The following is a 25,997-nucleotide window of genomic DNA, read 5'->3' as shown; positions in this document are numbered from 1 at the left end:
AGTCTGGTTACTAGACCTGCAGCGACCCCACTCAAGGCAATCAGTACTTAGAAGGAATTCAGCGTGGAAACTCCCCTCTCCCATCTTGCCCACCTCGAGATCACCACCCCGGACGTCGAAGCCTCGGCACGGTTCTACGAGGAAAAGTTCGGCATGCGCATCATCGACCGGGTGGACGGCAACGTCTACCTGCGCTGCTGGGGTGACTACTACCGCTACAGCCTGGTCCTCACCGAAGGTCCGGAAGCTTCCCTGGGCCGGATGGCCTGGCGCGCCAACTCCCAGGCTGCCCTGGAAGGCGCAGCCCAGCGCGTCGAAGCAACCGGTGTCCAGGGCAGCTGGACCGCCGGCGGCCACGGCTACGGCAAGGCCTACGAATTCACCGGCCCCTATGGCCACCCCATGCGCCTCTTCTTCGACGTTGAGAAGTTCGTGGCTGAGCCCGGTTTTGAATCCACCTACCCGGACCGGCCGGAGCGCCGCAGCAGCCACGCCGCAGCGCCCCGCTTCCTGGACCACGTCACCGTGGCCTCCTCCGATGTCCGAGGCTTCGCCAAGTGGTACAACGAGGCCCTGGGCTTCCGCGTCATGGCCTTCGTGGACCTGGACGAGGCACCCATCACCGTCTTCTCCGTGCTCACGACCAACGAAAAGTCCCACGACCTGGGCGTGGTCCTGGACACCTCCAGCCGCGCGGGACGCGTCAACCACATCGCCTTCTGGGTGGACGCCACCGAAGACCTGCTCCGCACCGCGGATGTCATGATGGAAAACGGCACCGCCATGGAATACGGCCCCTCCATCCACGGCGTGGGCGAGCAAAACTTCCTCTACTTCCGCGACCCGTCAGGCCTGCGCGTCGAGCTCAACTCCGGCGGATACCGCAACTACGTCCCGGACTGGGAAGCCAACACCTGGAAGCCCTCCGAAGGCTCCAACAACTTCTACAAGAACGGCGCCATGCCGCACTCCATGACCGAATCCTTCCCTCCCGCGGAAGGCTTTACCGCCACCGAAGAAGGCGCCTCCCCCGAAATGAAGGAAGCCCTCCTGAACCCCTACGCCAAGCAGGGACGGGGCTAGGACACCATGGCCGAAACACAATATGCACTCATCCGGTTCCAGGAGACCGGTGACAGCAAGGCCCGCGCGGGCCTGCTGGTCGGCGACCGCGTCCTGCCGCTGGATGGGGAGATCAACGCCCTGATCGAGCACTGGGACACCACCGAGAGCCGGCTGGACGCCATCGCCGCATCGGCCGGTGAGGAAACCGGCCTGGCGATGGCCGACATCGAGGTCCTCGCCCCGGTAGAGCCTGTCCAGGTCCTTCAGACCGGCGCCAACTACCGCAAGCACGTCATCGACCTCGCTGCAGCCCACCGCGAACCCGGCCAGGACGAGGACGAAGTCCGGGACCGGACCGCCGCGATGATGGACAAGCGCGCAGGCCAGGGCACGCCGTACTTCTTCATCGGGCTCCCGACGGCGATCGCCTCAGCAACGGACGACCTCACCCTGCCTGCCTACTCCAAGTCCCATGACTGGGAGCTGGAACTGGCGGCGGTGATCGGCAGGACGGCGTTCCGGGTCACCCCCGAGGAAGCCCTGGACTACGTCTTCGGCTACACCATGGTCAACGACATCACAACCCGTGAGTACGTGTTCCGCAAGGACATGCCGGCGATCGGCTCGGACTGGTACCGCGCCAAGAACGCCCCCGGCTTCCTGCCCACCGGACCGCTGCTGGTACCCGCCAAGTTCTTCGGCGACCCGCAGGACGTCCAGGTCACGCTGAAGCTCAACGGCAAGGCCATGCAGGACGAGTCCACGCAGGACATGGTTTTCGGTGTCGCCAAGCTGATCAGCGAGGCCTCCCAGATCATGCCGCTGCGCCCGGGAGACCTGGTGCTCACCGGAAGCCCCGCCGGCAACGGACAGCACTGGGGACGGCTGCTCCAGGACGGCGACGTCATGGAGGGCACTATTACGGGCCTGGGCACCCAGCTCATCCACTGCAAGGACGAAGTTGTAACTGAAGGCAGCCAGCAGTGACCAGCCAGGACACAGCACCAATCACCACCGGCACCGGGGAATCAGCCACCGATTCCCCGGTCATCCGGCGTGACGATCCGCTCGGCAGCATCCGCGCTATGGCCGAGGCCCACAACAACTGGGGCCGTTGGGGTGACGATGACGTTCTGGGAACCTTGAACTTCATCGATGCGGCCAAGCGCATCGAAGCAGCAGCCCTTGTGAAGACGGGCGAGGCCTTCTCGCTGTCCCAGCCGTTCGATACCAACGGACCGCAGAAGGGCTGGCGGCGCCGCACCAACCCTGTCCACACCATGACCGACACCGGCGTGGACGCAGAACGGGGCAACCAGGGCTTCCCGCACGGCTTCGGCGGCGCGGACGACGTCATCGCCATGCCGCTGCAGTGCTCCACCCAGTGGGACGGCCTCGGCCACATCTTCGACCAGGGCAAGGCCTGGAACGGCCGGGCGGCAGGGGACGTGGTCACCTCTGAAGGTGATCTGGTGACCGGCATCGAAACGGCTGCGGCCAAGATCGTCACCCGCGGCGTCCTGCTGGACGTCGGCCGTGCGCTCGGACCCGAACTGGGAAGGAACGACGGCGAGCTGCCGGACGGTTTCGCGATCACCCCCGAACACCTCCAGCGGACCATCGACCTGCAGGGCCCCAGCTCAAAGGTTGGCCGGGGCGACATCCTGGTGGTCCGCACCGGACAGCACACCCGGGTGCGCCGCGACGGCTGGGGCGACTACGCCGGCGGCGCGGCTCCCGGGCTGTCCTTCAGCACCGCACCCTGGCTTCACCGCAGTGAAATCGCGGGGATCGCCACCGACACCTGGGGTTTCGAGGTCCGGCCCAACGAGTTCGACGGCGCCTTCCAGCCCCTCCACCAGATCGCCATCCCCAACCTCGGGCTGTTCCTCGGCGAAATGTGGGACCCGGACGGCCTCGCGGAGGCTTGCGCGGCAGACGGCAGGTACGACTTCCTGCTCACCGCGGCGCCCCTGCCCATTACCGGCGCCGTCGGATCGCCCGTCAACCCGATCGCCCTCCGGTAATCACCGTCCGGTAGCTTTCAGTACCACAGCACCACAACCATCATCAGTTACGCCGTCAATACAAAGGAGTCAGCGATGGCAGCAGTACAGAACGTCGGAATCGTCGGGGCGGGAGCCGCGGGACTGACCGCCGCCATCCTGCTGGCCGACGCCGGAATCCAGGTTGAAATCCTCGAGAAGGCCGATGCCCCGCAAACCCTTGGCTCTGGAATCACATTGCAGGGGAACGCCCTACGGGTCCTCCGCCAGCTTGGCGTCTGGGAGCAAATCGAGGCGAAGGGCTATGCGTTCAGCACCCTCGGCCTGCGCGCCCCGGACCCCGCCGGCACCGTCATCGCCGTGTTGGATGACATGCGGACCGGCGGCGATGACCTCCCGGCCACCCTGGGCATGTACCGCCCCGACCTCACCGCCATCCTCCGCGAGCGTGCCGAGCAGGCAGGCGCACGGATCAGCTACGGCAAGACGGTCACCGAAATAACGGACGACGGCGGTTCCGTCACCGTGAGCACCGCCGACGGCGGCACCGCCCGCTACGACCTCCTGATCGGCGCCGACGGCCTGCACTCAGCTGTCCGCAAGGCCATCGGCATCGATAGTGAACCCCGGTCCACGGGCATGGGCATCTGGCGCGCGTTCGTGGAACGGCCGCAGGACGTGGTCCGCACCGACCTGACGTACGGCGGGCCTTGCTTTATTGCCGGCTACTGCCCCACCGGCCCCGACACCATCTATGCCTACCTCGTGGAAAGAGCGCAGGAGCGCAAGCACGTGGACGGCCCCCGCATTATGGCCGAACTCGCCGCCGCCTACGGCGGCCCATGGAACGAGATCCGCGCCAACCTGGACCAGAGCGCCCGTATCAACTACACCTGGTTCACGACCCACCTGGTGGACGGGCCGTGGAACCGCGGCCGCACCGTCATCATCGGCGACGCCGCCCACAGCTGCCCGCCAACCATTGCGCAAGGTGCTGCCATGGCAATGGAAGACGCAGCCGTGCTGGCCGATCTCCTGATCGGCGCCCACGACATTACCGAGACACTCTGGAAAGAGTTCACCGACCGCCGCCTGGACCGGGCAAAAGCAGTGGTGGACGCCTCCGTCCAGCTGGGCCAGTGGATGCTCGACGGCGTCCGGGACGCCAACGTCCCGGGCCTCATGCATTCAGTCTCCAGCTTGGTTAGGGAGCCCGCATGAGCACCGGCCCCGCTGAAAAACCCACCGTGGACGTCCACGCCCACATCCTGCTTCCGGCCCTGCAGCAATTGGTGGCCGAAGCTGATCCCGAGGGCTTCGGCGCTCAACAGACCCTGGAAGTCCGGCGCAACGGACCAGAGTCGATGGCCGCTTCGGGAAAGATGATCAAGGAGCGCTGGCCGCAGCTGACGGACCTGGACCGCCGTCTTGCGGACATGGACGCCCAAGGTGTGGACGTGCAGCTGGTCTCGCCGTCGCCGTCACACTACTACTATTTCGCCGCGGAAGAGCTGGCCCTGCAGGTTGCCAAGGCCGCCAACCAGGCGGTGCGGGAGTTCGTGGACCGCGCCCCGGAACGGCTCAACGGCCTGGGCCTGGTCCCGCTGCAGCACCCCGCCCTGATGGTGGAAGCCCTGGAACACGCCGTCCTGGAGTGCGGGTTGTTAGGCGTGGAAATCGGCTCGTTCGCCGCCACCCCCGCAGACCCGGAGCGCAGCACCGTTGAGCTTTCCGACGCCAGGCTGGAACCGTTCTGGCGCCGGGCCGAGGAGCTGGGTGCCCTGGTCTTCCTGCACCCGTTCGGCTGCTCGCTGGACGAGCGGCTGGACCGCTTCTACCTCGCCAACACCGTCTCCCAGCCCGCGGAAAACGCGGTGGCTCTCTCCCACCTGATCTTCAGCGGGATCCTGGACCGTCACCCCGACCTGAAAGTCCTCGCCGCCCACGGCGGCGGCTACCTGCCCACCAGCCTTGGCCGCTCCGACCATGCCTGGCGCGTCCGGCCGGAGGCACACGGCTGCGCCCAGCCGCCGTCGTCGTATCTGAAGAAGCTGTACTTCGATTCGCTGGTCCACAACCCGGCTGAACTGCGGGCGCTCGTGGCCGCCGCTGGCCCGGGGCAGGTGCTGCTCGGCTCGGACTACCCGTTCGACATGGGCTCCGACCGCCCCGCGGCCGAGGTAATCGAGTCACAGCTTTCCGCCGAGGACGAGGCCAGGGTGCTGGCTGGCAACGCGGCTGCCCTGGGCATTACGCCCGCTTCAGTCCTCGCCGACCGCCGCACAGCCTAAGGAAGAATTTCATGGCCAAGATCGCACGCTGGAACCACGACGGCCGGACGCAGTCCGGCTTCGTTGACAGCGGTAACTGCTACGCCCTCCCCGCAGGCCAGACGGTCCAGATGCTCTTGGACGCCGGGCTCGAAGAAACGCTGGATGTTGCCCGCCGGACCATCGGTTCTGGCCCGGCCGTTCCGCTGGCCGCCGTGCAGCTGCTCGCCCCACTGGCGCCAACCACCATCCGGGACTTTGTCGCGTTCGAGGAACACGTCGAAGGCGTGCGGAAGAGCATCGATGGCGTGGCCGGCGTGGTGCCCGAATGGTACGAGGCGCCCACCTTTTACTTCACCAACCCGCATACGGTGACCGGTACCGGCGAGGTGATTGGTATTCCGGCGGGCTGCGAGGACCTGGACTTTGAAACTGAAGTCGCCGCCGTCGTCGGACGCGTCCCCGGAAGCGACGGCCGGAACCTGACCGCAGCTGAGGCGCACAGGCACATTTTGGGCTACACGGTGCTCAACGACTGGTCGGCGCGGGACTTGCAGCGCCGGGAGATGAAAGTCAGCCTGGGGCCGTGCAAGGGCAAGGACTTCGCCAACACGCTGGGACCCTGGATTGTCACCGCGGATGAGTTCGAGGACCTGCACGACGCCGAAGGGTTCCTGCCGATCTCCATGGCCGTGGAAGTCAACGGGGAAGCCATCGGGCAGGACCTGCTGTCCAACATGGGCTGGCCGTTCGCCGAGCTCGTCGCCTACGCCTCGCAGGACTCCGTGGTGCGGCCCGGCGACGTGCTGGGCTCCGGCACCTGCGGCAGCGGCTGCCTCGCGGAGCTCTGGGGACGGAACGGCGCGAAGACTCCCCCGCCGCTGAAGACGGGAGACGTGGTCCGCATGACGGTGGAAGGCATCGGGACTATCGTGAACACGGTTGGTGAACGCCGTAACTCCGCGACCCGCGTGCGTGCCCGGCAGCGTCCGCGCAACCGGGTGGCCTTTACGGTTCCTTCCGGGACGTAGGGTGGTCTCCCTTCAGCTCGATGGCCGGACTGTGGTGGTCACCGGCGCGGGCCAGGGCCAGGGCGCTGCCGAGGCGCGCATGCTGGTGGAGGCCGGGGCCCGTGTCATCGCCACAGACCTCGCGCTGACCATGCCAGCCGAGCTGGCCGTGTCATCGTCTTCGGCCGGTGCGCTGGTGTACCGGCAGCTGGACGTCAGCGATGCCTCCGGCTGGTCCGAACTCGCTTCCTGGATCGAGTCCCATGGGTGGCAGGTGGACGGGCTGGTCAACAATGCAGGCATCACCCAGCGGAGCCGGTTGCTGGATGCCTCGGTGGCTGACCTGCAGCGCGTCTATGAAGTCAATGTCGCCGGAAGCCTGCTGGGGATCCAGGCGCTCGCACCGCTGATGGGCAGTGCCGCATCCATCGTCAATGTCGGTTCCGTCGCAGGCCTGACCGCGCACTATCCGGTGGCCTACACCGCCAGCAAGTGGGCGTTGCGGGGACTCTCGCAGGTGGCCGCCATGGAACTCGGCCCGCGGGGGATCCGCATTAACACTGTCCATCCGGGCTTCATCGAAACGCCCATGACGGCGAGCGCTAAGCCGGAATTCAGGCAGGCCACCCTGGCAGAGACTCCGCTGGGGCGCACTGGAAGCGTGGAGGAAGTGGCCGGCGTCGTGCTGTTCCTCCTCAGCCCGCTCTCGTCCTTCGTGACCGGTGCCGAGATACCGGTGGACGGCGGCCAGTCAGGCCACGGCGGAGCAAAGTCTGTCTCCGACGCCATGCGCTGACGCGGTGCACGATTTCAACTAGCCCGGCAGCACGGCCGACCAGCCGCCGTCGACCATCAGGTTGGCGCCCGTCACGTAGGACGCTTCGTCGGAGGCTAGGAACAGCGCGCATTTGGCCACTTCTTCCGGCGTGCCGATCCGGCCCAACGGGATGCTGCCGGCGATGGACCGCATGGGGTGGTCGGCGGCCAGGAGGTTGCCCTCGGTGGCTGCGGTGCGGATCATTCCGGGGCTGACAGTATTGACGCGCAGTCCATACGGAGCCCCTTCGGCCGCGAGCTGCCTGGTCATGGCCACCACGGCCCCTTTCGTGGCGGTGTGGGCCAGCCGGCCGTTAGTCATTGAACCGGTAACTCCTGCCGTGGATCCCACCAGCACGATGGCGGCGTTCTGCACCCGGATCAGTTGTGGCCAGAAGTATTTGACCGGCAGGAACACCACATCCATCTCGTGTTCGACATTCCACTTCCAGTCGGCAAACGTGAGCTGCTCCACCGGGGCGAAGCGGGTGACCGCCGCGTTGGCATACAGGATGTGGACCTGGCCGTGGTTTGCGGCTACGTCCTTCGCCCATGCCGCCACAGCGGCCTCGTCCGTGAGGTCAACCCGGCTGCTGCTCATCCGGCCCCCGGCTGCGGTGACCTGGCGGACGGTGGCCGCGGCGCCGTCGTCGTCCATGTCACAGCCCACCACCACGGCGCCCGCCTCGGCGAAGGCGAGCGCCGCCGCCCTGCCCTGGCCGCTGGCCGTTCCGGTGATGACGGCGGTCTTGCCGGCCAGGCGCTGGCTGGAGACAGGCATGGGGATTCCTTTCGAAAGTGCGTTTCTTCGACTCTCGCAGGGATGGTCCGGATGGGGAACGGCGCTTTAGCTCTAGGTGGTATCTGCCGCGTGGATAGTTACCGGGTGGGCGGTGATGGGGAAAAGTTCGTGCAGCCGCGAACAGGCCCGCTGGACCACGGAACGCAGCCAGACGCTGGCAGGGTCCTCCGCCTGGGACGGGTGCCAGTACATCGCTTCCACGAGGGACGCTTCAGCGCCTTCGGAGAACCCCAGCACAACAATATCCGCGCCGCGTTGGGCCCGTGCTGCCAGCATCCCGGGGACGAGCGCCACGAGGTCTGTCCCTTCCACCAGGAGTGGCAGAGACAGGAACCCGGCCACCACAGCCGCCACTCGGCGCTGAATACCTCGCGATTCGAACAGCTTGTCCGCCGGGGTGCTGATTCCCTCACCGAAATAGCCGACGGCGTGGGGAACAGTGGCCAGGTCCTCCACAGTGAGCCGGGGCTGCTGGAGCAGGGGATTTCCGGTGTCAGCCACAGCAACAAAGCTGTCCCGGAACAGCTGCTTGCTGGCTCCCTGCATCTGGTACCCCGTGGGCCCGACGAGCAGGTCGATTTTTGAGTAGTCAGCCATCTGGCCCTGGATCCCGGACTTGGCTGTGGGAACGAAATCCACCGACACTCCGGGGGCCTCCTCGCGCAGGATCCCCCGCAGCGGCCCCACGATCAGGGCCGCCGCGTAGTCCGAGGCGGCGATAATGAACTCCCGCTCGCTCGTGCCGGCGTCGAAGCCGGACCGCACGCGCGTGGCCCGCTGGATGTGAAGCATTGCTTCATCAACCAGCGGGACCAGGGACTGTGCGAAGGGCGTGAGGTCATAGGTGCGGCCGTTCCGCACCAGGAGTTCGTCGTCGAAATGGCGCCGGAGCCTGGCCATTGCGGCGCTGGTGGCCGGCTGGCTGAGCTGGAGCCTCTCGGCTGCCCGGGAGATGTTCCGCAGTTCCAACAGGACCTGCAGCTGGGGCAGCAGGTTGAGGTCCAGGTTCTTCATACCCACAGGTTATCCGTGCCTCAACGTCAGCCCAGCCACAGCCGGCGGGCGTCTGAGCCCAACGAGCAGCTGACCTAGGCAATCTGCGAACTAAGCTCCTCGGCAACCTTCCGGGCGCCGCGAACGGCGATGGCCACGCTCATCAGCGTGGGATTCATGGCCGTTGCCGTCGGAATGAGCGCATTTCCGCCCACCACCAGGTTGTTGTAGCCCCACACGCGCGACCACGGATCCGCCACAGAGGCGCCGTCGTCGGTTTCACCCATGCGCATGGTGCCCTGGTAGTGCAGGCTCGAGCCGTTCGGCATGAGCCGGGGCTCGGCAACGAAGGCGCCAAGGGCCTTGCCGGCACGCCGCAGCCGCTCGGTTGCCTCGGCGATTTCCGCGTCTTCCCGTTCTGTGAGCGCGTACTCGATGGTCATGTTGGGGAATCCCCGGTAGTCCGGCTCATTGTCGTCGAACGTGACGGCATCCTCGTAGCGCGGGTGCTTGCGCATGCCGTAGCCCATGTTGACGTAGCCCCAGCGGTTCTCGGAGTACGGGGTTCCCGGCTCCATCGGGAACGGCGTGGTCTCGGTGTACATCACCTGGACGGAGAAAGGGTGTTCCGGCTCTGAGAACGGGATGCGGTTGACCGCAGCGACGGGGTCTGCCGGGTTCAGTGCGCGCCGGGCCAGCTCGGCCTGAAGGTCCTCTTCGGTGGCGTACCGCCCCATCCTTTCGACGTCCAGCGCCACCGTGGAGATGACCACGGGATGCTCGGTCAGGTAGTGGCCAAGGGCCTGCGGCCGCACACCGGATGCCCAGAGGAGCTGCGGGGAGCGGAAGGCATCGGCGGCCACCACCACGATGTCCGCTGCCACGAATGACTTCTCCCCGGTGCGGAGGTCCTCGACGGTGACACCGGTGACCCGGTGTCCGTCCAGTTCCACGCGGCGGACCAGGGTGAGGTCACGGAGTTCGAACTGCTTCGAGAGCGGGCTGTCCTTGTCGACGAGCGGGCCGAGGACGACGTCGGCCCCCGCCCAGCGCACGGTGCCGTCCGCTTGCGGGTCCCCGGCAACCGGAAGGGTGCCCACGCCGTACCCATCCGGCAGCTCCGCGCCGAATTCTTCATCGAGGAGGGTCCGAATGGCCTCACCAACGGCGGAGTCGGCAAACGCTGCGCTGTGGACGTGCAGCAGCTGCTTCGCGTCCTCAATCAGCCCGTCCCATTCGTCGTCCGCTATGAAGGGGATTTTTTCACTGAAGGCGGGCGACGGCGTGGCGCAGGTCCAGTGCGCACCCTGGCCGCCGACGTTGGTGGCCGCAGCCGCCGCGGGAAAACTCGAGGCGTGGGCGGAGCCCGTGCCGCCGAAGTCGAGAAGGTGGGTGCCCTGGCGGGCGGTGAACATTCCCTCGGTGACTGTGGCTGCCGGGATGCCGAGCGACTCACGGTAGGCGCCGGCCTGCGGCCCCTGCGACATTTCGCGCGCACGGGCCTTTTCGCCAGGGTCGGCAATGTTGCGGACGCTTTCGCCGGGAACCTCCGTCACCTGCGGTCCGGCTTCGAACATCACCACCCGCGCGTTCGGGACCTGCTCGAGGAGCACCCGCGCATAGGTGGAGCCGATGGGCCCGCTGCCGACGATGGCGATGGTTGGGTTGGACATGATGTCTCCTTTGAAATCAGGCCGAAAGGGATTCGGAAGTTGTTTGGGGGGCGGGAACGGTTTCGTCGGAGAGGCGCCCGTGCGGGAGCAGGACCGCCGCGACTATTCCCACGGCGTACGTGGCCGCCAAGGCAATAAAGATGGGTGTGAAGACTGAGGCGTAGATCTGAGCCACGCTGGCCTGGACTGCCGGCGGGGCCCCTTGGACCAGTTGCGGGGTCAGGGTGGAAGCGTCCAGGCCTGCCGGCAAAAGGGCCGCCACGCCGAAGCCGATCACCCCGCCGATAATCGCCGTCGCCACTGTTGATCCCACCTGCCGCACCAGGTTGATCGTCGCGGTGATGGTGCCGGTCTGGCTGGCCGGAGCAGCTCCCTGGACCACAGTGACGATCAGGCTCATGAACGCGCCGGTGCCCATCCCAACAACGGCCATAACGATCATGGGAACCCACAGCGGAAGCCCGGCGGGCAGCACCGCCATCACAAATAGTCCGGCGGCCCCCAACGATGTTCCCAGGATGGGGAAGATCCGGTACCGCCCCGTCCTGCTGGCCAGCCATCCGGTCAGCAGGTTGCTGGTCAGCATGCCGAACACGGTTGCGATCGGCACGAGCCCGGACACGGTGGCGGTGGTCTGGTACGCCATTTGGACGTACGTGGGCAAATAGGCGGTGATGGAGAAGAGGCCCACGCCGATAATCGCCGAGAGTGCGGTGCCTGCAGCGATGGTCCGGTTGGCGAAGAAATGCAGGGGGACGATGGGTTCGGGTGCCCGGCGCTCAATAAAGTAGAAGGCAACAAAGCCCAGCATGCTGACCGCGAGCGCGGCAGCGGTGGCGGGGCCCGCGCTGCGTTCTGCGGCCCAGGTGGCGGCGAGGACAAGGGCCACCAGTGCAGCGGTAAATACAGCCGCCCCGGCAACATCGAAGTGGCGGGGCATGGGGCCAGGCTCCAGATGGGGAACGGCAACCAGGGCAAGGGCCAGGGCTGCAGCGCCCACCGGGATGTTGATCCAGAAGACCCACTGCCAGCCCCAGTAATCGGTGATGGCGCCGCCGAGAACGGGGCCAACCAGGACCGCGATGGGGAAAGCTGCGCCAATGATGGCCATGTAGCGCGGACGTTCCCGCTGCGAGGTGACCCTGGCGATGATGGTCTGCGACATCAGCTGCAGGCCCGCGGAGCTCATCCCCTGCAGGACGCGTGCGGCGATAAGCCATGCCATGTCCTGCGAGAAGCCGCAGGCCAGGGAGGCCGCCAGGAACATCACCAGCGAACCGAGGAAGATCCGGCGGGCTCCCAGGACATCACCTAGTTTGCCGAGCACCGGCAGCAGCACTGTGCTCGCGAGGGTGTATCCCACAACAACCCAGCTCATGAGCTTCAGCGCGCCCAGCTCACCCGCAACCGTGGCCAGGGATGTCGACACCACGGTGTGGTCCAGGGCCCCGAGGAAGGAAACCGTGAGCAAGGAGATAACAAGGAGACGGAGTCTCAAAGGTGAAAGTGGCATAGTGATCTACCCGAACGATCGGGCCGTCGACGCGACGTATTGTGCCTCCGGCGCACCATCACGACGGAGAACGGGTTCGGAAGGAACCCCGGCGCCGTTACTCATGTTACCCGACTTTAGTTGGAAAGCAACAAAAGAATGCGTGAATTAGACGCCGGTGGCGGGCGTCCCTTTATGTAGCAAGCACTGCGCGCGTGAGGGACATGTCCTCGAGCAGCTCATCCAGTTCCGTTCCGGGCTGACCCGAAGACTGCGCCTCGATGGCCCGGCGCAGCGCCAGACGGGCTGATGATTCATAGCGCTCCGGAGCCCTCAGTGTCCCGTCCTCGGTGGACGTCTCCAGCCGCGTCAGGCCGGCCTGCCGGTCCACGGTGACTTCAGTTCGCACCTCGCCGAGGGCCAGCACCTGGAGCAGGCCGTCGGAGTGAAGGCCCGCTGCCGCCGTCGCCCCCAAGGTGACGGGTATTGCCCCGCCCGCGGATCCCTCTGAATCCAGCAGAGCAATCCTGGCTTGCGCCGTGGCACTGCACACCTGGAGCGTCAACGGGCCCCGGACCAGTGACCGCGCCCAGCCCAAGCCGTCGCGGATTACCCCTTCAAGACCTGCCGCGGGGGCAGCGCCCTCAACGGTGACCATCCGGGCCGGCCTGCCTCGTCTGGCCCGGACCCCGTCGGCAACCACATCCGGGCGCAGCCGGGGACGCTCAACGATGACCGGGATGTCAGCTGGCCAGGGGCGTGATTCAAGCGCCTCCTGCGGGAGCACAGCAGGGTCCGCAATCACCACTGCTGCCGCTCCCCCGGCCCGGGCGGCCAGCATGCCCTGCCACCAATCGCCGGATCCAGGCACCACAGCCACCGCCCCACTGATGTCATCGGTGAGCGCAGCGCTGACGGACAGCTCGGCGACGGCGGCGACATAGGAGGGTAACGCCGTGAAGATGCCGCGCCCAAGATCTGCTGAACTCATTGCGACACCCCTTCAAGAACTTTCGCTGCGGCAGCCTCGGCCAGGTCGATTGCAAAGTGCGAGTCAGCCAGCAGTTCGTCGTACTCCACAGGGGCCCCGCCTTCAAGGAGTGACGCAAGCAGGCGCCACTCGGCCACATACCCGTCTTCCGGATCCCGCCGGTACTCCGTCCACTGCCCGTCCGCGCTCCGCACCCGGGCGGCCGCGCTTCCGGCATGGACAAAGGCGGGCGGGAAATTCACCTCGATGCGGTCGTGGGAGGTGGCGATACCCATCCTCCAGAGGGCGTCCGGCCCCTCCGGAAGCATGGCAAGCGCCAACTGGACCATGACTCCGCCGGCCCGGTACCCCACAAGGTAGCCGATCGGCGGAGCGACCCGCGCGTAGACAACCTCATCGACGCCTGGCGCGATGTCCCTCACGGCCGGAAGATCATGGATCGCAAGACCCGTCAGCAACTGCCGCAGGACTCCGGCCGCAACTGCAGGACTGCCGAGGTCCAGGCGTCCCCGCCGGGCGGCCTGGAAAGGACCACCCTCGGCGACCAGCCGGTGGTACCTGTCATTCGGCGGGAGCGCCAGCGTCACGGAGATCGCCTGTACCCGGCCCGCGAGGGCCACAAGATGATGCCTGGCCCGCCCCCACGCGGCGTCAAACAGGTGGTTCGTCCCCACCAGAAGGACCGTTCCTGCGAGCCGGCAGGCAGAGATGACTTCATCGGCCTCCTCCGTACTGGTGGCCAACGGCTTCTCGCAAAAGATGGCAGGCTTCCCCGCGGCTACAGCCGCCAGGATTTGGCGGGCATGTTCAGCGGGCGGGCTGCATATGGCCACCAGGTGGACTGCCGGGTCCGCAAGCAGGTCCGCCTCCCCCACTGACCACCGGGCACCAAGCCTTTCGGCCAGGCCCTGGGCGCGCCCACTTCCCGCATCGGCAATGTGCACCACCTTGAACAGCTCCGCCAGCCGCCCCAGCACCGGCAAATGCAGGGCCGCGACGCCCGGCCCGGCTCCAAGAACTCCTATATTCCAAGGCATCGTCGCCTCCCCCTCTTTTGTCCTTATTATTCATAAGTGCGGAAATATCCGGCTATAGTCGCGTTCAACCCCACCTTAGTCCCCTCCTATGTGTGAGAATTGTGATCATGACGACAGAGTCCACACTCCGCTTTGGAGCACAAACGGATGAAGTGACGAGCCTGCTGAGGATCGTCAACCTGGTGCGAACGGGCGAGGCAACAACGCGCCCTGAAATCGGCAAGGTCACTGGGCTGGGCAGGGGCGTTGTCAGCCAGCGCGTGGATCAGGCCATTGAGATCGGCTTTCTCGGGGATGGAGAATTCGGCGCCTCCTCCGGGGGCCGTGCGCCCCGGACCCTGCGCTTCCGCGCGGAGCAGGGACGGATCGTTATATGTGCCCTCGGAGCCGCTCATATAAGGGTTGGCGTCACTGCCCTTGACGGCGACATCCTGGAACACACGCACCGCACCTGGGATATCGCCCAGGGCCCCGAGAAGACCATTGACGCAGTGATGGCCCTCGTTGACGACGTGCTGAAAAAGGATCACCAAGTGCCCGTCTGGGGTGTGGTGGTGGGCCTCCCCGGCCCGGTTGACTTCGCCACGGGACAACCGGTGGCACCTCCGATCATGCCCGGGTGGAATGGATTCGATGTCCGCACGCCCTTCGAGGACCGCTTTAACGCACCGGTGTGGGTGGATAACGACGTCAACCTGCTTGCCCTTGGTGAGCGCGCCCGGCGTCGCGAATCCCTTGCGAACCTCATCTATTGCAAGATCGGTTCGGGCATCGGTGCCGGCCTGCTGTCCCAGGGCAGGATCCACCGCGGTGCCAACGGCGCGGCCGGCGACATCGGCCATGTCCGGGTTTCCGACTCCCATGCCCAATGCCGCTGCGGCAAGATCGGCTGTCTCGAAGCGGTGGCCAGCGGTTGGGCCCTGGTCAGGGACGCGGAACAGGCTGTCACGGAAGGCACCCACAGCTCCCTGGCTCCGCTGGTAAAAAAGGGGACACTGACCCTCGAGGAGATCACTCTCGCGGCCCAGGCCGGGGACCCGCTGGCCATCACACTGATTCAAAAGTCGGCCCGGGTAGCGGGTGAAACCATTGCAGCCCTGGTGAACATGTTCAACCCCGGAATCATCGTCATCGGCGGGGCCATGGGATCGGCCGGCGAGGTATTCCTGGCCGAAGTGCGCCAGCGGGTCTATGAACTGTCCCTGCCGCTCGCCACCCGCGACCTCACCATCACCTTGTCCGTCAACGATGAGCGCGAACCCCTGCGCGGAGGAGCTGAACTGGCCCGCGAGCAGCTGTTCGATGTCACCTTCCCGCGCTGGTTTGCTGACGGCAGGCCCTCACCGGAACGGGCCGCTGTTCCCGCTTAGAGTCCACTGCGTGGCCTGGACATAGCCGCTCAGGCCACGTCGCGGGAGACGCTGGGCACCGGTGCCCGGTCAAGCTCCAGCCGGGCCTCCAGATGGAACGGCAGGACCAGCGGCGAACCGGGATGCGCCTGAAGGTAGGGCACCAGCAGCTGGAAGTCGACGGCGATGGCGTGCACCCCGCGGGAAAGCTTGCGCCGGCCGGCCAAGACCAGCCTGTCCTGCACGAACCACCACCCGGACTCCGCCTGCAATGCGTCCGCACGCACGCGCCGGGCCCCCAGCACCACCGCCAAATCCCCTGGTGCCACCGGGATGCCGTCGACCTCAACTGCGAGCTCAGCCACGCTGGAAAGGGGCATTGAGCGGATCCATGACAGGCCGAGCCGGAGTTCAAAGCCTTCCGGCGTGGCCGTCAGCGCATCTTCGCGCAAAGCGGTTTGCAACATGGCTTCCATCCTTTATCCTAAAAGTGACATAAGTTTGTCATTAACAAGCGTAATTGGGAAGGCATCACATGGCCCCCGCACTTCCTGACAACTGGACCCTCTGCGCCAGCTCGTTCAACTGGACTCCGGAGATCACGGCAGCCCGGCGGACAGCCGCGGACGTTGTGATTGGCATCGCGGATTCCGTGACGAAGACAATAGAACTCGAACCTGGGCTGCTGTGGCGGTCCTTCCCCGCTCCGCAGGACGCCGAGGTAGACGAACTGAGGGATTCGCTGGCGGCAAGAGGGGGACGCGTCAGCATCGTTGGCGCCAGCCTCGACGACTTCACGTCCCCAACCGACCGCCGCTCGCTGCAGGAGCGTCTGGACTTCCTGGTCCCCCAACTCAGCGCCGCCCGCCGGGTGGGCGCCCGCGGGATCCGATTACCGATCGGACAGGCGGGCACGGAACTGCTCACGCTGCTGCAGCCGCTGCTGCATGAACTCGATCTGGTGCTGTACGAAGAAGTCCAAGGGCAGCAGACTCCGAACAACCCTTCGGTGGCACCAGCCCTGGATGCGATAGCCGGGCTGGCAGATGACCACGTGCGGGTACTCGTTGACATCAGCATGCTCATGCCGGCCCTTCCCGTCACCTACCTTGATGAGCTGCGGCAGGGCGGCGTTCCTTCCGACCTTCTGGCGCGCCTGGAGAATGACTGGCGCGATCCCGCCACCCTCGATGCCGTCACCGCCCTGCTCCGCGCAGGGAAGGTTCCGCCGCGCATCCACACCCTCTTTATGAACCTGCTCATCCGGTTCGGCCGCAGTGACGCCGCAGACCTGCAGGGCATCCTCCCCCTGGTGGGCGCCTTCCACCTGAAATTCTGGGACCTGGACGACGACGGCGGCCGGGTTTCCCAGCCGCTGCATGACCTCGGCAGCCTGCTGCGCGGGACCGGCTTCACGGGCACGCTGACCAGCGAATGGGGCGGCCACGAGTGGCTGCAGGACGACCCAACGGAGATGACGCGGAGTCACCTGGCCCTGGCGGGGGCAGCCCTCGCAGAGCCAGCATTGGCGGAGTCAGGGCCGGCCGCCCGGGCTGCGGTCTGATCAAAACAAAACGAGCCGCCTACAAAGCAGAACGGCCGGCCCCCGGAGTAACCAGGGCCCGACCGTTCTGCTGCGTGCTATTTGGTACTGAAGGCAGCGTCGAAAGCCGCTGCCGAGGGCTCATAGCTGGAAAGCCTTCGCACAAAAGCCAGCGCCTCGGGGGCACCGTCCAGGCGGTCCATGCCGGCGTCCTCCCACTCCACGGACAGCGGGCCGCGGTAGCCGATGGCGTTCACCATCCGGAACGCATCCTCCCACGGCACGTCACCGTGGCCGGTGGAGATGAAGTCCCAGCCGCGGCGCGGATCAGCCCAGGCCAAGTGGGAGGAGAGCCGGCCGTTGCGCCCGTTGGACAGGCGCTTCTTCGTGTCCTTGCAGTGCACATGGTAGATCCGGTCCTTGAAGTCCCACAGGAACCCCACCGGGTCGATGTCCTGCCACACCATGTGGCTCGGGTCCCAGTTCAGCCCAAACGCCTCACGGTGCCCGATCGCCTCCAGGGCGCGCTGAGTCGTCCAGTAGTCGTACGCGATCTCTGACGGGTGCACCTCATGGGCAAAGCGGACGCCCACCTCGTCAAAGACATCGAGGATGGGGTTCCACCGGTCGGCAAAGTCCTGGTAGCCGGCGTCGACCATCTTCTCTGAGGCGGGCGGGAACATCGCCACGTACTTCCAGATGGACGATCCCGTAAAGCCGGTCACCGTTTTCACGCCCAGCTTCGCGGCGAGCCGCGCAGTGTTTTTCAGCTCCTCGGCGGCGCGACGGCGGACCCCTTCAGGATCGCCGTCGCCCCATACGACGTCCGGCAGGATGCCGCGGTGCCGTTCGTCGATCGGGTCGTCACAGACGGCCTGGCCCTTGAGGTGGTTGGAGATGGTCCACACTTTGAGGCCGTGGCGTTCAAGAATGTCCAGCTTGCCCTGCACATAGGCGTCGTCGTCCCAGCGCCAGGGGTCCAGGTGGTCACCCCAGCAGGCGATCTCCAGCCCGTCGTAGCCCCACTCGCCGGCGAACCGGGCCACCTCCTCGAACGGCAGGTCGGCCCACTGGCCGGTGAACAAGGTAATTGGTCGTGCCACGTACTTCCCCTCCTCAACTGGCTGGCACGGGAACGCCGGCAGCGACGCGTGTCCAGGCGGAATCATTTTCGGAACTGCGCTCGACAGCGTCGAGCACCCGCTGCACCCTCAGCCCGTCAGCGAACGACGAATGCGGGACGGTGCCGCCCACGATGCCCTCCACGAGGTCCTTGACCTGGTGGGAGAACCCGTGCTCGTAACCGAGCATGTGGCCTGCCGGCCACCACGCCGAAACATAGGGATGCTCCGCTTCCGTGACCAGGACCTTCCGGAAGCCCTGGCGATCCGCAGGTGCCGTACGGTCGTAGAACTGGACGCTGTTGAGGTCCTCCAGGTCGAAGGCTAGGGCGCCCTTGTCCCCGGAAACTTCAATCTGCAGCGCGTTCTTCCGGCCGGTGGCAAACCGGGTGGCCTCGAACGACGCCAGCGCGCCGGATTCGAAGCGGCCCGTGAAGATAGCGATATCGTCCACCGTCACCTGGCCGGAGCCGACGCCGGCAGCGCCGGAGAGCCCGGAGCCTGAAGTGGAGCCCTTCAAAAGAGGCCGCTCCTTTACGATGGTGTCGATAACGCCGGACACCTTCTCCAGGTTCAAGCCTGTGACGAACTGGGCCAGGTCGATGGCATGGGCGCCGATGTCCCCCAGAGCCCCGGAGCCGGCGTGTTCCTTCTGCAGGCGCCACGCCAGCGGCATCTCCGGGTCCACCAGCCAGTCCTGCCGGTAGGAGGCACGCACCTGGTTGATCGTGCCGACGGCGCCTTCGGCGACGAGGTTGCGGAGGAAGGTGACGGCCGGAACGCGGCGGTAGGTGAAACCGACCATTGCCTGGATGCCCCGGGCAGCCGCCCGTTCGGCAGCTTCGGCCATCGCTTCGGCTTCCGCCACGGTGTTGGCGAGTGGTTTCTCGCACAAAACGTGCTTCCCGGCTTCCAGCGCGGCGATCGCGATTTCGGCGTGGGAGTCGCCGGGGGTGACGATATCGACGACGTCGATATCGTCCCGGGCGATCACGTCCCGCCAGTCTGTTGCTGACTCAGCCCAGCCCCATTTGCTGGCAGCGGCAGCGACCGCTTCAGCGTTGCGGCCGACAACAACCGCCATTTCCGGCTCGGCAGGCAGGTCGAATACCCGCGGCGCCGTCCGCCAGCCCTGGGAGTGGGCAGCACCCATGAAGCCATAACCGATCATGGCTACGCGCAAGGCTTTCATGCGAGCACCACTTTCCGTTCAACCGCGACACGGTTGCCCACGTAGCGCAAGGGCGCGATCTGCATATAGAGCAGGCGCAGGGTGAGGATGACCTCGACGTCGATCTCCTCGCCGGCGTCGGGGACGCGGTCCAGGGGGATGACCACGTCGGGCTTGTCTGCGACGAACCACAGGGTTTCCCATTGCTCCGGGAGTTCAGCTATGGAGTAGGACTTTTCCTGCAGTTCGAAGCGGAGGGACTCTTTGGGAATCTCCACACCGTTGACGGTTGCAACGACGTCGTCAACGGCGGACAGCCAGAGGCTGCGGTACCAGGGCAGCTGCACCGACACGGCAATCCCCTCGGGGTGCCTGCGGACGTCGGTATCCTGGAACAGGGAATTGTGAGTTGCCATGACTTTCCTTACTTAACAGTCTCGACCAGGGTCGCGTGGGAGTCGGGTGCATTTGGATCAACGGCCTCTTCGATGGCATGCCGCATCAGCGTGTGCTGCTTCTTGACGAGGTCGATCGGATCGGATTCGCCCAGGTCGGCGAACGCGTGGCCCTCCCACTCGCTGGACAGGTAGCCCTGGTAGCCGCCCTTGACGAACTGGCGCACAATGCGGGGAATGTCCATCGCGGGTTCATTGCCGTGTTCGTCGATGTCGTAGAACTTTGCGTGGACATGGAAGATCTGCGGCATGATATCCAGCCACTCCTCCGGCGGAACCAGTCCATGCATGTTGAATGCCAGCCGGGTGAACGGGCCCAGGCGGGCAGGATCAAAGTTGTTGGCACTTAGGTAGTCCTCGAACTCCTGGTTGCGCTCATGCATGGGCGACGGTTTGCGCCAGATCTCCTGCATGACAGCGAAGTGCTCCTCGGGCAGCCCCATTTGCGTCAACGTGCGGAAGAGGGTCGGGGATAGGCTGTGCATCGTCGAGCTGAAGTCTGCGGTGAAACCGAGCCGGTCGCTTCCCAGTTCCTCGTACATCTCGCGGATCTGCAGGATCTTGGGATCGTTCGGGCCCTGCGGTGCGTGAATTTCGTAGCCGAGCTTCTGGTCGTACTTCTCGGCCAGGGGAAGCAGCCGGCGGAGCAATTCCTTGCCCGCGGAGCGGATCACCACGCGGTGGAAACCAAGCTTGTTAGCCGTGTGCAGCTGCGCGGCGAAGAAGTCGTACTCCTCATCGGGTGTCATGTCCCGGTCCTTGCGGCGGCCCATGTCCAGGTTGGTGCCCACTGCGCTGGGGGTCAGGCCGTAGCGGTCCATGCTGTCGCGCCACAGGCGGACGAAGTCGTCGTCGACGTCCGGGTAGGTGCGCAGCATCTGGGCGATGTTGAACTCAACCCCCGGGCCGAGGCCTTCATCTGCAACAGCTTTGATCAGCGTCTCAGGGGTGTAGAGCCCGGCGGCGAACTCGGAGGTGAGCGAATAGAGGGTAATTCCAAGCTCGATACCCGAGCCTGCGATGCCTTCTGACATAATTTCTGGTTCCTTCGTTGTCAGCCGTGGACGGGCTGGGCGAGATGGCTATTGAGGATGCGGCGGGCTTCTGAAGCGTCGGTGATCATGGCCGAACCGGCGTTGGCGGCCGCTGAGCGCTGGACGGCCTGCTCGCCGCGGATGATGTCGAACGGGTCCTGCCAGTTGTTCCAGTGCCAGCCTTCGTATTCGCTGGAGATTGCGCCGGAGTAGCCGTTCTCAACCAGTTGCCGGACAAGGCTCCGGACCGGCACCGAGGGCTCTTCGCCGGTCTCGTCGATGCCGAAGAACTTGCCGTGCACGTGGCGGACCCAAGGCATGATCTCCAGCCAGGTGTCCAGCGGTGCAGGACCGAAAAGCCCTGTTCCGTTGATGGCGAAGTCAATGCCAAGATCGGGCCGGCCGTTCCGGGCCGCCAGGCCGATGAAGGCACCGAAGCGTTCGCCGTGAACCTTTTGCGTGTTTGGCGGTCCGTCGACGTGGAAACCATTCCACAGGTCAACCACCTGTCCGAGAAGTTCCTCCGAAGCACCACGGCGGCGGTAGGCCTCCAGCAGGGAGGGCGCAAAGCCGGTAACGGTGGCACCCCAGTCCGCGGTGAAGCCGAGCAAGGGGGAATTGAGCTTCTCGTAGCGGTCGCGAAGGGCCAGGACACGTTCGTGGGCGCCGTGCTGGTCCGCGTGGACTTCGAGGGCCAGGGTGACGCCGTACTTCTCGGCCACGGGCAGCAGGCTTTCCATGGCGTCCGGAGTCAGCGAGATCTGCACCCGGGCGATCGGGAAGCCGAGCCTGGCGGCTACTTCGATCTGCTTGCGCATGTGTTCGACAAGCTCGTCATGATTCATCAGCCGGTCGCGGCGGATACCGGTATCAACGTTGACTGCAAGGGAGGTGGGGACCAGGTCAACCTCGGCCACAAGATCACGGAACTGGCCAACGAAGTTGTCATCGATCCGGTCCGGGAAGCCGCGCAGGCTGGAGAATCCGATGACTTCGAGCCCTGGGCCAAAGCCTTCGTCCGCCACCTTGCGGATCAGGCCATCGAGGTCGTACTGCCTGGCGTGGAAGGCCCGGGTGAAGCTGTAAAGGGTGACGCCCTGGATCGGCGTGCCGAGGCTGGTCATCGCTGTCCCACCTTCATGGTCTTGGTGTCGTGCTCTTCGATGTGCAGCACGCCGTGGTCGGTGATGATGTAGGGGATGTAGAGCTTCAGGTCCACCCTGACCTCGTGCTCGGTCTGGCTGTCCGGGACGGGAAGGTCACCCGAAAGGACTGCCGAGTCCAGCGGGAACCACCATTCACCGGTCTCGTCCACGAGTTCCTCGAAGCTGAATGTGCGGTTGTTCATGGTCCAGCGCAGTGAGCCCTCGGGGGCGCTGACGCCGTCCACTGTCAATGCAGCTCCAGCGATGCAGGAACCCGGCAGCGCCCGGTACCAGGGGATGCGGACTTCGACGGCGGTACGGCCGTCCTGGGTGATCAGTGTTCCCTGCTCGATTATGCGGTCGGCGATCATCGAGACCTCCTTGTCTGCGGCATGCCTTGCCTGTGATTGAACGAAATAGCAGCGGATTCGCACCACTTATTCATTATTTAGTCAGTCTATTGTCTAATTCAGACATAAGTAAAGAGCTGTTGAGTTCTTCTGTGAGTTTCCGGGCCCCGCGCACGGCGAGGGCGACGGCCGTCAGCGTGGGATTGCATGCCGTTGCGGTGGGAATGACGCCGTTGCCAGCCACGAAGAGGCCGGGGACCTGCCACACCTGGCTGTCGGGCGAACACACGCTCTCGCCGTCGTCCGCCGCGCCCATCCGGGTTGTCCCCTGGTAGTGAAGCGATGAGCCGGGCGGCATGACGAACGGACGCTCGTCGAGCGGTTCACCCACGGCCTTGCCCAGGCGGACAATTTCCTGCTTGGCGCGGTCCAGTACCTCGTGATCCCGCCCTGTGAGGCGGTAGTGGATGCGCATGGCGGGCATCCCGTACGAGTCGCCGATGCCGTCCTCGAACACCACCCGGTCCTCTCGCTGCAGATCCTTGGCGCAGAACAGGCCAAGCCCCACGATAGAGCCCGGGACAACGGGGTCATCATCGGCCAAGGGAACAGGTGACGCATCCAGTTGCATGATCTGGCCGTGGAAGGGCGCCTCGTCCGTGTAGGGAACCCAGGCAACTCCGCTCTGCTCACTGAGCGCGCCGTTGGCGGCTGCCCGGCCCTGCGGAGCCGTGACGTCGCGCAGCCTGCTCGCGAACACCACCTGTGCCTGGTCGTTGAGGTAGCGGCCCAGGGCGTCGGGCCGGATCCCGGAAGCCCACAGCAGCTGCGGCGTGCGCAGGGCATCCGCACCCACCACAACGTAGCGGGCGGCCACCTGATGGGTTTCGCCGCTGCGGCGGTCCTGGACTTCGATGCCGGCAGCAGCGCCATCCTCCAGGAGCACGCGCGTCACCAGCGACTCATCATAAAGTTCAAACAGCGGATTTTCCCGGGTCACATCCCCCATCACGACGTCGGAACCTGACCAGACCAGGCCGCCGTCCTCCCGCCGGTGTACGGCGAGCGGCATGGGCTGGACACGATGAGCAGGGTCCCGACCCTGATCCACCGTGGCTGAAAGACGTTCGCGGACGAGGTCGGAGAACGGGGCCCCGTCAAAGGCGCGGGTGGTCACCCCCAGCAGACGGTCGGCGTCGTCAAGAAGCTCTTCAAGGTCCGGCAGGAACGGAATGCGCTCTTTGCCGCCCGGGCGGGGGCAGGCAGCGGTCCAGTGGGCGGCCATGCCGCCCACGTTGCTGGACATGGCGGCAACGGGCATCCCGTCCTCGCCGGGGAAAGCGTAGCCGTCCTGCAGCAGGTAGGTTCCGGGCCTGGCCCTTCGCTCCCCGCTTTTAACCGCGCCGGGTGAGTTCACCGTCTCGGCACCTGCACCGGGGCCTTCCGATGCCCGCTGCGCGAGGCTTCGGCGTTCAGGATCCTCAATGTTCTTGACGTGCGCCCCGGGTGGATTGCTGACGGTGGGGCCCACCTCGAACATGGCGATGGTGGCGCCAGGGGCTTCCTCGCTGAGGATCCGTGCGTACGCCGATGCCGTGGGGCCGCTGCCGACGATGGCGACGTCGACCGCAGCGGGATACCGGTTACCGCTCACCGTCCCGCCACCAGTTCCTGGATGCGCCGGACGGACTTCGCCGAGTCGATGGTCGGGTAGTACTCGAGCCCGATGGGGCCGGCGTAGCCGCTGTTCCTCAGGTCCGTGAGCCGGGCGTGCCAGTCGATGGATCCCGAGCCGGGTTCGCCGCGCCCCGGAGCGTCGGCGATCTGAACATACTTGATGAGGTCGCCGGCGTTAGCGAGCTCGGCGGCCACGTCCTCGCCCTCGACCGTGGAGTGGTAGAGGTCGTAGAGGACGCCGAAGTTGGGCGAGTTGACGCCCTGGGCGATGTAGACGGCTTCCGAGGTCCGGTCCAGCAGGGCACCGGGGTGGTCAACCCTGACGTTCACCGGCTCGAGGACCAGCGTGATGCCCGAACCCTCGATGTGCGCTGTGCCCTTGGTAAAGATCTCGATCAGTTCGTCCAGCTGGTCCTGCCGCTTGCGCCCGCCGAATCCGGTACCGCTGCCCACTACCATCCGGGGGCAGCCGAGCTGCTGGGCAACTTCGACGCCGGCGTCCAGCCCAGTGTAGAAAGCATCGTGGTTGCGGGGCGGGATCATGAACTGCATGCGCGGTTCCGCCAGTTGGGAGGTGAGCTGGACTCCGGTTTCCTCGAGTGCGTCCTTCAGGGCCGGAATGTCTTTGCCCGTTGGGCCCCACATTTCGACGGCGTCGAAGCCGGCCGCTGCCGCCGCGCGAACCCGGTCAGCAGCACTTTCGCCTGCTTCGGCGAACAAAAGGTCGATATTGGGCGAAAGTTGGAACATGGATGTCTCCTAGAGAATTGAAATAGTGGTCTAAAACATGGGGTGGTCGTGGACCGGATGCTCAGGAACCGGCTGAAGCACGTCCCAATGCTCAACAATCCGCCCGTTTTCGAAGCGGTAAATGTCTGCGACGGCGGCGTCGGGTCGCCCAGGACCTGAAGCGCGTACATGCACCAACGCCAGGTCACCGTCCACCAGGATGCGCTGAACCTCGAACCGGGAGTCTGGCGATCCGTCGAACTTCGGCGTCAGCATTCTTACTGCCGCCTCAGGCCCGTCAGGAATGGTCGGGTTGTGCTGCCGGTAGTCGCCGGCCACAAGGAAGTCGAAGGCTTCACGCACCCGTTTTTGGGTGTAGAAGATCTCCACGAAGCGCTCGAACGCTGCGCGGTTGTCCACCATCGCGGGTCAGCCCTTCAGGCCGCCGGAGAAGCCCTGGATGAACCGCTTCTGTGCGAACAGGAACAGCGCCAGGATGGGAATCATGGAGACGATCACTATCGCGAAGATCGAGTTCCACTGGGAGACCAGGGAACCGATGTAGTAGTACATGGCCACCGGCAGTGTCTGGTTGGCGGAGCCGCCCAGGAAGATCAGCGACGTGAAGAAGTCGTTCCACACGATGAGCCCGGCGAAGATGGTGACCGTTCCCGTGGCTGGGGCCATCATGGGGAACACCACCTTGGAGAAAATCTGGGATTTGCTGGCGCCGTCGATGGTGGCCGCTTCTTCGTAGTCCGTGCCGAGGCCGCGGAAGAAGTTTGCGTAGAGGAAGATCGACAACGGCAGGAGCATGCCCGTGTACAGGATGATCAGGCCCCAAGCGGATCCGGTGAGTCCAAGGGCCCGTGCACCCATGTAGAGAGGGACGGCGCCGAGCTGGCCGGGGAGGATGATGGCGATCAGGAAGAGGTAATACGCGCCCTTGCTCCAGCGTCGGGTGCTGCGGGAGATGACGTATCCGGTGATGGAACCGAGTGCGATGAGCCCCACGATGCTGCCCGCAGTGATGATGGCACTGTTGACCAGGCCCATCACCACGTTGGAGTTGCCGGTGGCGGTGAGGACGTCGACAAAGTTGCTGAAGTCGGGGCTTGTTGGCGGAGCCAGGGCCGAGGTGGTGAACAACTCGTTGTCCGGTTTCAGGGCAGTTGTCACCAGGAAGTAGAACGGCGCGAGGAACAGCAGGGCGAGCGCCCACAGGCCAACTTCGCGGAGCAGGGTGAGTTTGGTGTAGCGGAACATGG

At 65.6% G+C, this 25,997-nt stretch carries 26 protein-coding genes; 9 read left to right on the top strand and 17 right to left on the bottom strand.

Translation table 11 applies throughout. The features are described 5' to 3' along the window. The first annotated feature begins 63 nt into the window (after positions 1-63). The 7 genes from MRBLAR12_RS06125 to MRBLAR12_RS06095 all read left to right on the top strand — a co-directional run bounded on the left by MRBLAR12_RS06125 (position 64) and on the right by MRBLAR12_RS06095 (position 7,147). Positions 64-1,083, top strand: a complete 1,020-nt coding sequence (locus MRBLAR12_RS06125) for a VOC family protein (protein ID WP_364744385.1) — start codon at positions 64-66, stop codon at positions 1,081-1,083. A 6-nt stretch (positions 1,084-1,089) separates the two neighbouring features. Then, on the top strand, positions 1,090-2,052 hold the full coding sequence (locus MRBLAR12_RS06120) for a fumarylacetoacetate hydrolase family protein (RefSeq protein WP_364744382.1): 963 nt from the start codon (positions 1,090-1,092) through the stop codon (positions 2,050-2,052). Further along, positions 2,049-3,092 carry a cyclase family protein gene (locus MRBLAR12_RS06115; protein ID WP_364744380.1) on the top strand — a complete coding sequence of 348 codons (1,044 nt, stop codon included), beginning with the start codon at positions 2,049-2,051 and terminating at the stop codon, positions 3,090-3,092. Before MRBLAR12_RS06120 ends, MRBLAR12_RS06115 begins: the two co-directional genes overlap by 4 nt. 75 nt (positions 3,093-3,167) lie before the next feature. Beyond that, complete coding sequence (locus MRBLAR12_RS06110) at positions 3,168-4,292, top strand: FAD-dependent monooxygenase (protein WP_364744378.1); 1,125 nt, start codon at positions 3,168-3,170, stop codon at positions 4,290-4,292. Further along, entirely contained in the window at positions 4,289-5,362 is a 1,074-nt protein-coding gene (locus MRBLAR12_RS06105) for an amidohydrolase family protein (RefSeq protein WP_364744375.1), read from the top strand. The genes MRBLAR12_RS06110 and MRBLAR12_RS06105 overlap by 4 nt, the downstream gene beginning before the upstream one ends. 11 nt (positions 5,363-5,373) lie before the next feature. Further along, positions 5,374-6,372 (top strand): fumarylacetoacetate hydrolase family protein, encoded by a 999-nt coding sequence (locus MRBLAR12_RS06100; protein WP_229992058.1) that lies wholly within the window; start codon positions 5,374-5,376, stop codon positions 6,370-6,372. A 1-nt stretch (position 6,373) separates the two neighbouring features. Further along, on the top strand, positions 6,374-7,147 hold the full coding sequence (locus MRBLAR12_RS06095; protein WP_229992059.1) for an SDR family NAD(P)-dependent oxidoreductase: 774 nt from the start codon (positions 6,374-6,376) through the stop codon (positions 7,145-7,147). A gap of 18 nt (positions 7,148-7,165) precedes the next feature. Here the strand turns inward: MRBLAR12_RS06095 and MRBLAR12_RS06090 are convergent, their stop codons facing one another. From MRBLAR12_RS06090 to MRBLAR12_RS06065, 6 genes are all read right to left on the bottom strand, one after another. Continuing rightward, positions 7,166-7,948, bottom strand: coding sequence for an SDR family NAD(P)-dependent oxidoreductase (locus MRBLAR12_RS06090; RefSeq protein WP_364744371.1), 783 nt, complete (start codon positions 7,946-7,948; stop codon positions 7,166-7,168). Between the two features lie 72 nt (positions 7,949-8,020). Beyond that, complete coding sequence (locus tag MRBLAR12_RS06085) at positions 8,021-8,983, bottom strand: LysR family transcriptional regulator (RefSeq protein WP_364744368.1); 963 nt, start codon at positions 8,981-8,983, stop codon at positions 8,021-8,023. A 74-nt stretch (positions 8,984-9,057) separates the two neighbouring features. Continuing rightward, positions 9,058-10,635: a GMC oxidoreductase gene (locus MRBLAR12_RS06080; RefSeq protein WP_364744365.1), complete on the bottom strand. Its 1,578-nt coding sequence runs from the start codon at positions 10,633-10,635 to the stop codon at positions 9,058-9,060. A 16-nt stretch (positions 10,636-10,651) separates the two neighbouring features. Continuing rightward, on the bottom strand, positions 10,652-12,133 hold the full coding sequence (locus MRBLAR12_RS06075) for an MFS transporter (RefSeq protein ID WP_364744362.1): 1,482 nt from the start codon (positions 12,131-12,133) through the stop codon (positions 10,652-10,654). A 187-nt stretch (positions 12,134-12,320) separates the two neighbouring features. Continuing rightward, the gene (locus tag MRBLAR12_RS06070) at positions 12,321-13,118 is read right to left on the bottom strand and encodes a hypothetical protein (RefSeq protein ID WP_364744359.1); all 798 of its coding nucleotides are present in this window, start codon (positions 13,116-13,118) and stop codon (positions 12,321-12,323) included. Beyond that, positions 13,115-14,155: a Gfo/Idh/MocA family protein gene (locus MRBLAR12_RS06065; protein WP_364744356.1), complete on the bottom strand. Its 1,041-nt coding sequence runs from the start codon at positions 14,153-14,155 to the stop codon at positions 13,115-13,117. Before MRBLAR12_RS06065 ends, MRBLAR12_RS06070 begins: the two co-directional genes overlap by 4 nt. A 107-nt stretch (positions 14,156-14,262) precedes the next feature. Here MRBLAR12_RS06065 and MRBLAR12_RS06060 point away from each other — a divergent pair, with 107 nt between their 5' ends. Further along, positions 14,263-15,525 (top strand): ROK family protein, encoded by a 1,263-nt coding sequence (locus MRBLAR12_RS06060; RefSeq protein WP_364744353.1) that lies wholly within the window; start codon positions 14,263-14,265, stop codon positions 15,523-15,525. A 29-nt stretch (positions 15,526-15,554) separates the two neighbouring features. Here the strand turns inward: MRBLAR12_RS06060 and MRBLAR12_RS06055 are convergent, their stop codons facing one another. Beyond that, the gene (locus MRBLAR12_RS06055; RefSeq protein WP_364744350.1) at positions 15,555-15,971 is read right to left on the bottom strand and encodes a C-glycoside deglycosidase beta subunit domain-containing protein; all 417 of its coding nucleotides are present in this window, start codon (positions 15,969-15,971) and stop codon (positions 15,555-15,557) included. 68 nt (positions 15,972-16,039) lie between these two features. Between MRBLAR12_RS06055 and MRBLAR12_RS06050 the strand changes: the two genes are divergently transcribed. Further along, a complete protein-coding gene (locus MRBLAR12_RS06050) occupies positions 16,040-17,068 on the top strand; it encodes a restriction endonuclease subunit R (RefSeq protein ID WP_364744348.1) in 1,029 nt (342 codons plus the stop codon). Between the two features lie 77 nt (positions 17,069-17,145). Here the strand turns inward: MRBLAR12_RS06050 and MRBLAR12_RS06045 are convergent, their stop codons facing one another. From MRBLAR12_RS06045 to MRBLAR12_RS06000, 10 genes are all read right to left on the bottom strand, one after another. Then, entirely contained in the window at positions 17,146-18,150 is a 1,005-nt protein-coding gene (locus MRBLAR12_RS06045; protein ID WP_364744345.1) for a sugar phosphate isomerase/epimerase family protein, read from the bottom strand. 13 nt (positions 18,151-18,163) lie between these two features. Then, complete coding sequence (locus MRBLAR12_RS06040; RefSeq protein WP_229992070.1) at positions 18,164-19,360, bottom strand: Gfo/Idh/MocA family protein; 1,197 nt, start codon at positions 19,358-19,360, stop codon at positions 18,164-18,166. Further along, positions 19,357-19,755 (bottom strand): C-glycoside deglycosidase beta subunit domain-containing protein, encoded by a 399-nt coding sequence (locus tag MRBLAR12_RS06035; RefSeq protein WP_229992071.1) that lies wholly within the window; start codon positions 19,753-19,755, stop codon positions 19,357-19,359. The genes MRBLAR12_RS06040 and MRBLAR12_RS06035 overlap by 4 nt, the downstream gene beginning before the upstream one ends. A gap of 8 nt (positions 19,756-19,763) precedes the next feature. After that, the gene (locus MRBLAR12_RS06030) at positions 19,764-20,828 is read right to left on the bottom strand and encodes a sugar phosphate isomerase/epimerase family protein (protein ID WP_229992072.1); all 1,065 of its coding nucleotides are present in this window, start codon (positions 20,826-20,828) and stop codon (positions 19,764-19,766) included. Positions 20,829-20,848: 20 nt separating this feature from the next. After that, positions 20,849-21,952 carry a sugar phosphate isomerase/epimerase family protein gene (locus tag MRBLAR12_RS06025; protein ID WP_364744342.1) on the bottom strand — a complete coding sequence of 368 codons (1,104 nt, stop codon included), beginning with the start codon at positions 21,950-21,952 and terminating at the stop codon, positions 20,849-20,851. After that, positions 21,949-22,344 carry a C-glycoside deglycosidase beta subunit domain-containing protein gene (locus tag MRBLAR12_RS06020; protein WP_364744339.1) on the bottom strand — a complete coding sequence of 132 codons (396 nt, stop codon included), beginning with the start codon at positions 22,342-22,344 and terminating at the stop codon, positions 21,949-21,951. The genes MRBLAR12_RS06025 and MRBLAR12_RS06020 overlap by 4 nt, the downstream gene beginning before the upstream one ends. Positions 22,345-22,417: 73 nt before the next feature. Beyond that, positions 22,418-23,977 carry a GMC oxidoreductase gene (locus tag MRBLAR12_RS06015; protein WP_364744337.1) on the bottom strand — a complete coding sequence of 520 codons (1,560 nt, stop codon included), beginning with the start codon at positions 23,975-23,977 and terminating at the stop codon, positions 22,418-22,420. Further along, positions 23,974-24,750, bottom strand: a complete 777-nt coding sequence (locus MRBLAR12_RS06010; RefSeq protein WP_364744335.1) for a TIM barrel protein — start codon at positions 24,748-24,750, stop codon at positions 23,974-23,976. The genes MRBLAR12_RS06015 and MRBLAR12_RS06010 overlap by 4 nt, the downstream gene beginning before the upstream one ends. Before the next feature lie 30 nt (positions 24,751-24,780). Next, positions 24,781-25,152 (bottom strand): nuclear transport factor 2 family protein, encoded by a 372-nt coding sequence (locus MRBLAR12_RS06005; RefSeq protein ID WP_229992077.1) that lies wholly within the window; start codon positions 25,150-25,152, stop codon positions 24,781-24,783. Between the two features lie 6 nt (positions 25,153-25,158). Beyond that, positions 25,159-25,995 (bottom strand): carbohydrate ABC transporter permease, encoded by an 837-nt coding sequence (locus MRBLAR12_RS06000; RefSeq protein ID WP_229992078.1) that lies wholly within the window; start codon positions 25,993-25,995, stop codon positions 25,159-25,161. Positions 25,996-25,997: the final 2 nt, after the last annotated feature.

The sequence above is a fragment of the Arthrobacter sp. LAR12-1-1.1 genome (genome assembly GCF_040676555.1).
Classification (GTDB): domain Bacteria; phylum Actinomycetota; class Actinomycetes; order Actinomycetales; family Micrococcaceae; genus Arthrobacter.
This window is presented reverse-complemented; position numbering and strand designations above follow the sequence as displayed.

What these genes read in the sequence shown, in the direction of transcription:
- MRBLAR12_RS06120 (WP_364744382.1), top strand. Translation starts at nt 1,090, where the DNA reads ATGGCCGAAACACAATATGCACTCATCCGGTTCCAGGAGACCGGTGAC.
- MRBLAR12_RS06110 (WP_364744378.1), top strand. Translation starts at nt 3,168, where the DNA reads ATGGCAGCAGTACAGAACGTCGGAATCGTCGGGGCGGGAGCCGCGGGA.
- MRBLAR12_RS06105 (WP_364744375.1), top strand. Translation starts at nt 4,289, where the DNA reads ATGAGCACCGGCCCCGCTGAAAAACCCACCGTGGACGTCCACGCCCAC.
- MRBLAR12_RS06100 (WP_229992058.1), top strand. Translation starts at nt 5,374, where the DNA reads ATGGCCAAGATCGCACGCTGGAACCACGACGGCCGGACGCAGTCCGGC.
- MRBLAR12_RS06090 (WP_364744371.1), bottom strand. Translation starts at nt 7,948, where the DNA reads ATGCCTGTCTCCAGCCAGCGCCTGGCCGGCAAGACCGCCGTCATCACC.
- MRBLAR12_RS06085 (WP_364744368.1), bottom strand. Translation starts at nt 8,983, where the DNA reads ATGAAGAACCTGGACCTCAACCTGCTGCCCCAGCTGCAGGTCCTGTTG.
- MRBLAR12_RS06080 (WP_364744365.1), bottom strand. Translation starts at nt 10,635, where the DNA reads ATGTCCAACCCAACCATCGCCATCGTCGGCAGCGGGCCCATCGGCTCC.
- MRBLAR12_RS06070 (WP_364744359.1), bottom strand. Translation starts at nt 13,118, where the DNA reads ATGAGTTCAGCAGATCTTGGGCGCGGCATCTTCACGGCGTTACCCTCC.
- MRBLAR12_RS06065 (WP_364744356.1), bottom strand. Translation starts at nt 14,155, where the DNA reads ATGCCTTGGAATATAGGAGTTCTTGGAGCCGGGCCGGGCGTCGCGGCC.
- MRBLAR12_RS06060 (WP_364744353.1), top strand. Translation starts at nt 14,263, where the DNA reads ATGACGACAGAGTCCACACTCCGCTTTGGAGCACAAACGGATGAAGTG.
- MRBLAR12_RS06055 (WP_364744350.1), bottom strand. Translation starts at nt 15,971, where the DNA reads ATGTTGCAAACCGCTTTGCGCGAAGATGCGCTGACGGCCACGCCGGAA.
- MRBLAR12_RS06050 (WP_364744348.1), top strand. Translation starts at nt 16,040, where the DNA reads ATGGCCCCCGCACTTCCTGACAACTGGACCCTCTGCGCCAGCTCGTTC.
- MRBLAR12_RS06040 (WP_229992070.1), bottom strand. Translation starts at nt 19,360, where the DNA reads ATGAAAGCCTTGCGCGTAGCCATGATCGGTTATGGCTTCATGGGTGCT.
- MRBLAR12_RS06035 (WP_229992071.1), bottom strand. Translation starts at nt 19,755, where the DNA reads ATGGCAACTCACAATTCCCTGTTCCAGGATACCGACGTCCGCAGGCAC.
- MRBLAR12_RS06030 (WP_229992072.1), bottom strand. Translation starts at nt 20,828, where the DNA reads ATGTCAGAAGGCATCGCAGGCTCGGGTATCGAGCTTGGAATTACCCTC.
- MRBLAR12_RS06025 (WP_364744342.1), bottom strand. Translation starts at nt 21,952, where the DNA reads ATGACCAGCCTCGGCACGCCGATCCAGGGCGTCACCCTTTACAGCTTC.
- MRBLAR12_RS06020 (WP_364744339.1), bottom strand. Translation starts at nt 22,344, where the DNA reads ATGATCGCCGACCGCATAATCGAGCAGGGAACACTGATCACCCAGGAC.
- MRBLAR12_RS06010 (WP_364744335.1), bottom strand. Translation starts at nt 24,750, where the DNA reads ATGTTCCAACTTTCGCCCAATATCGACCTTTTGTTCGCCGAAGCAGGC.
- MRBLAR12_RS06005 (WP_229992077.1), bottom strand. Translation starts at nt 25,152, where the DNA reads ATGGTGGACAACCGCGCAGCGTTCGAGCGCTTCGTGGAGATCTTCTAC.
- MRBLAR12_RS06000 (WP_229992078.1), bottom strand. Translation starts at nt 25,995, where the DNA reads ATGTTCCGCTACACCAAACTCACCCTGCTCCGCGAAGTTGGCCTGTGG.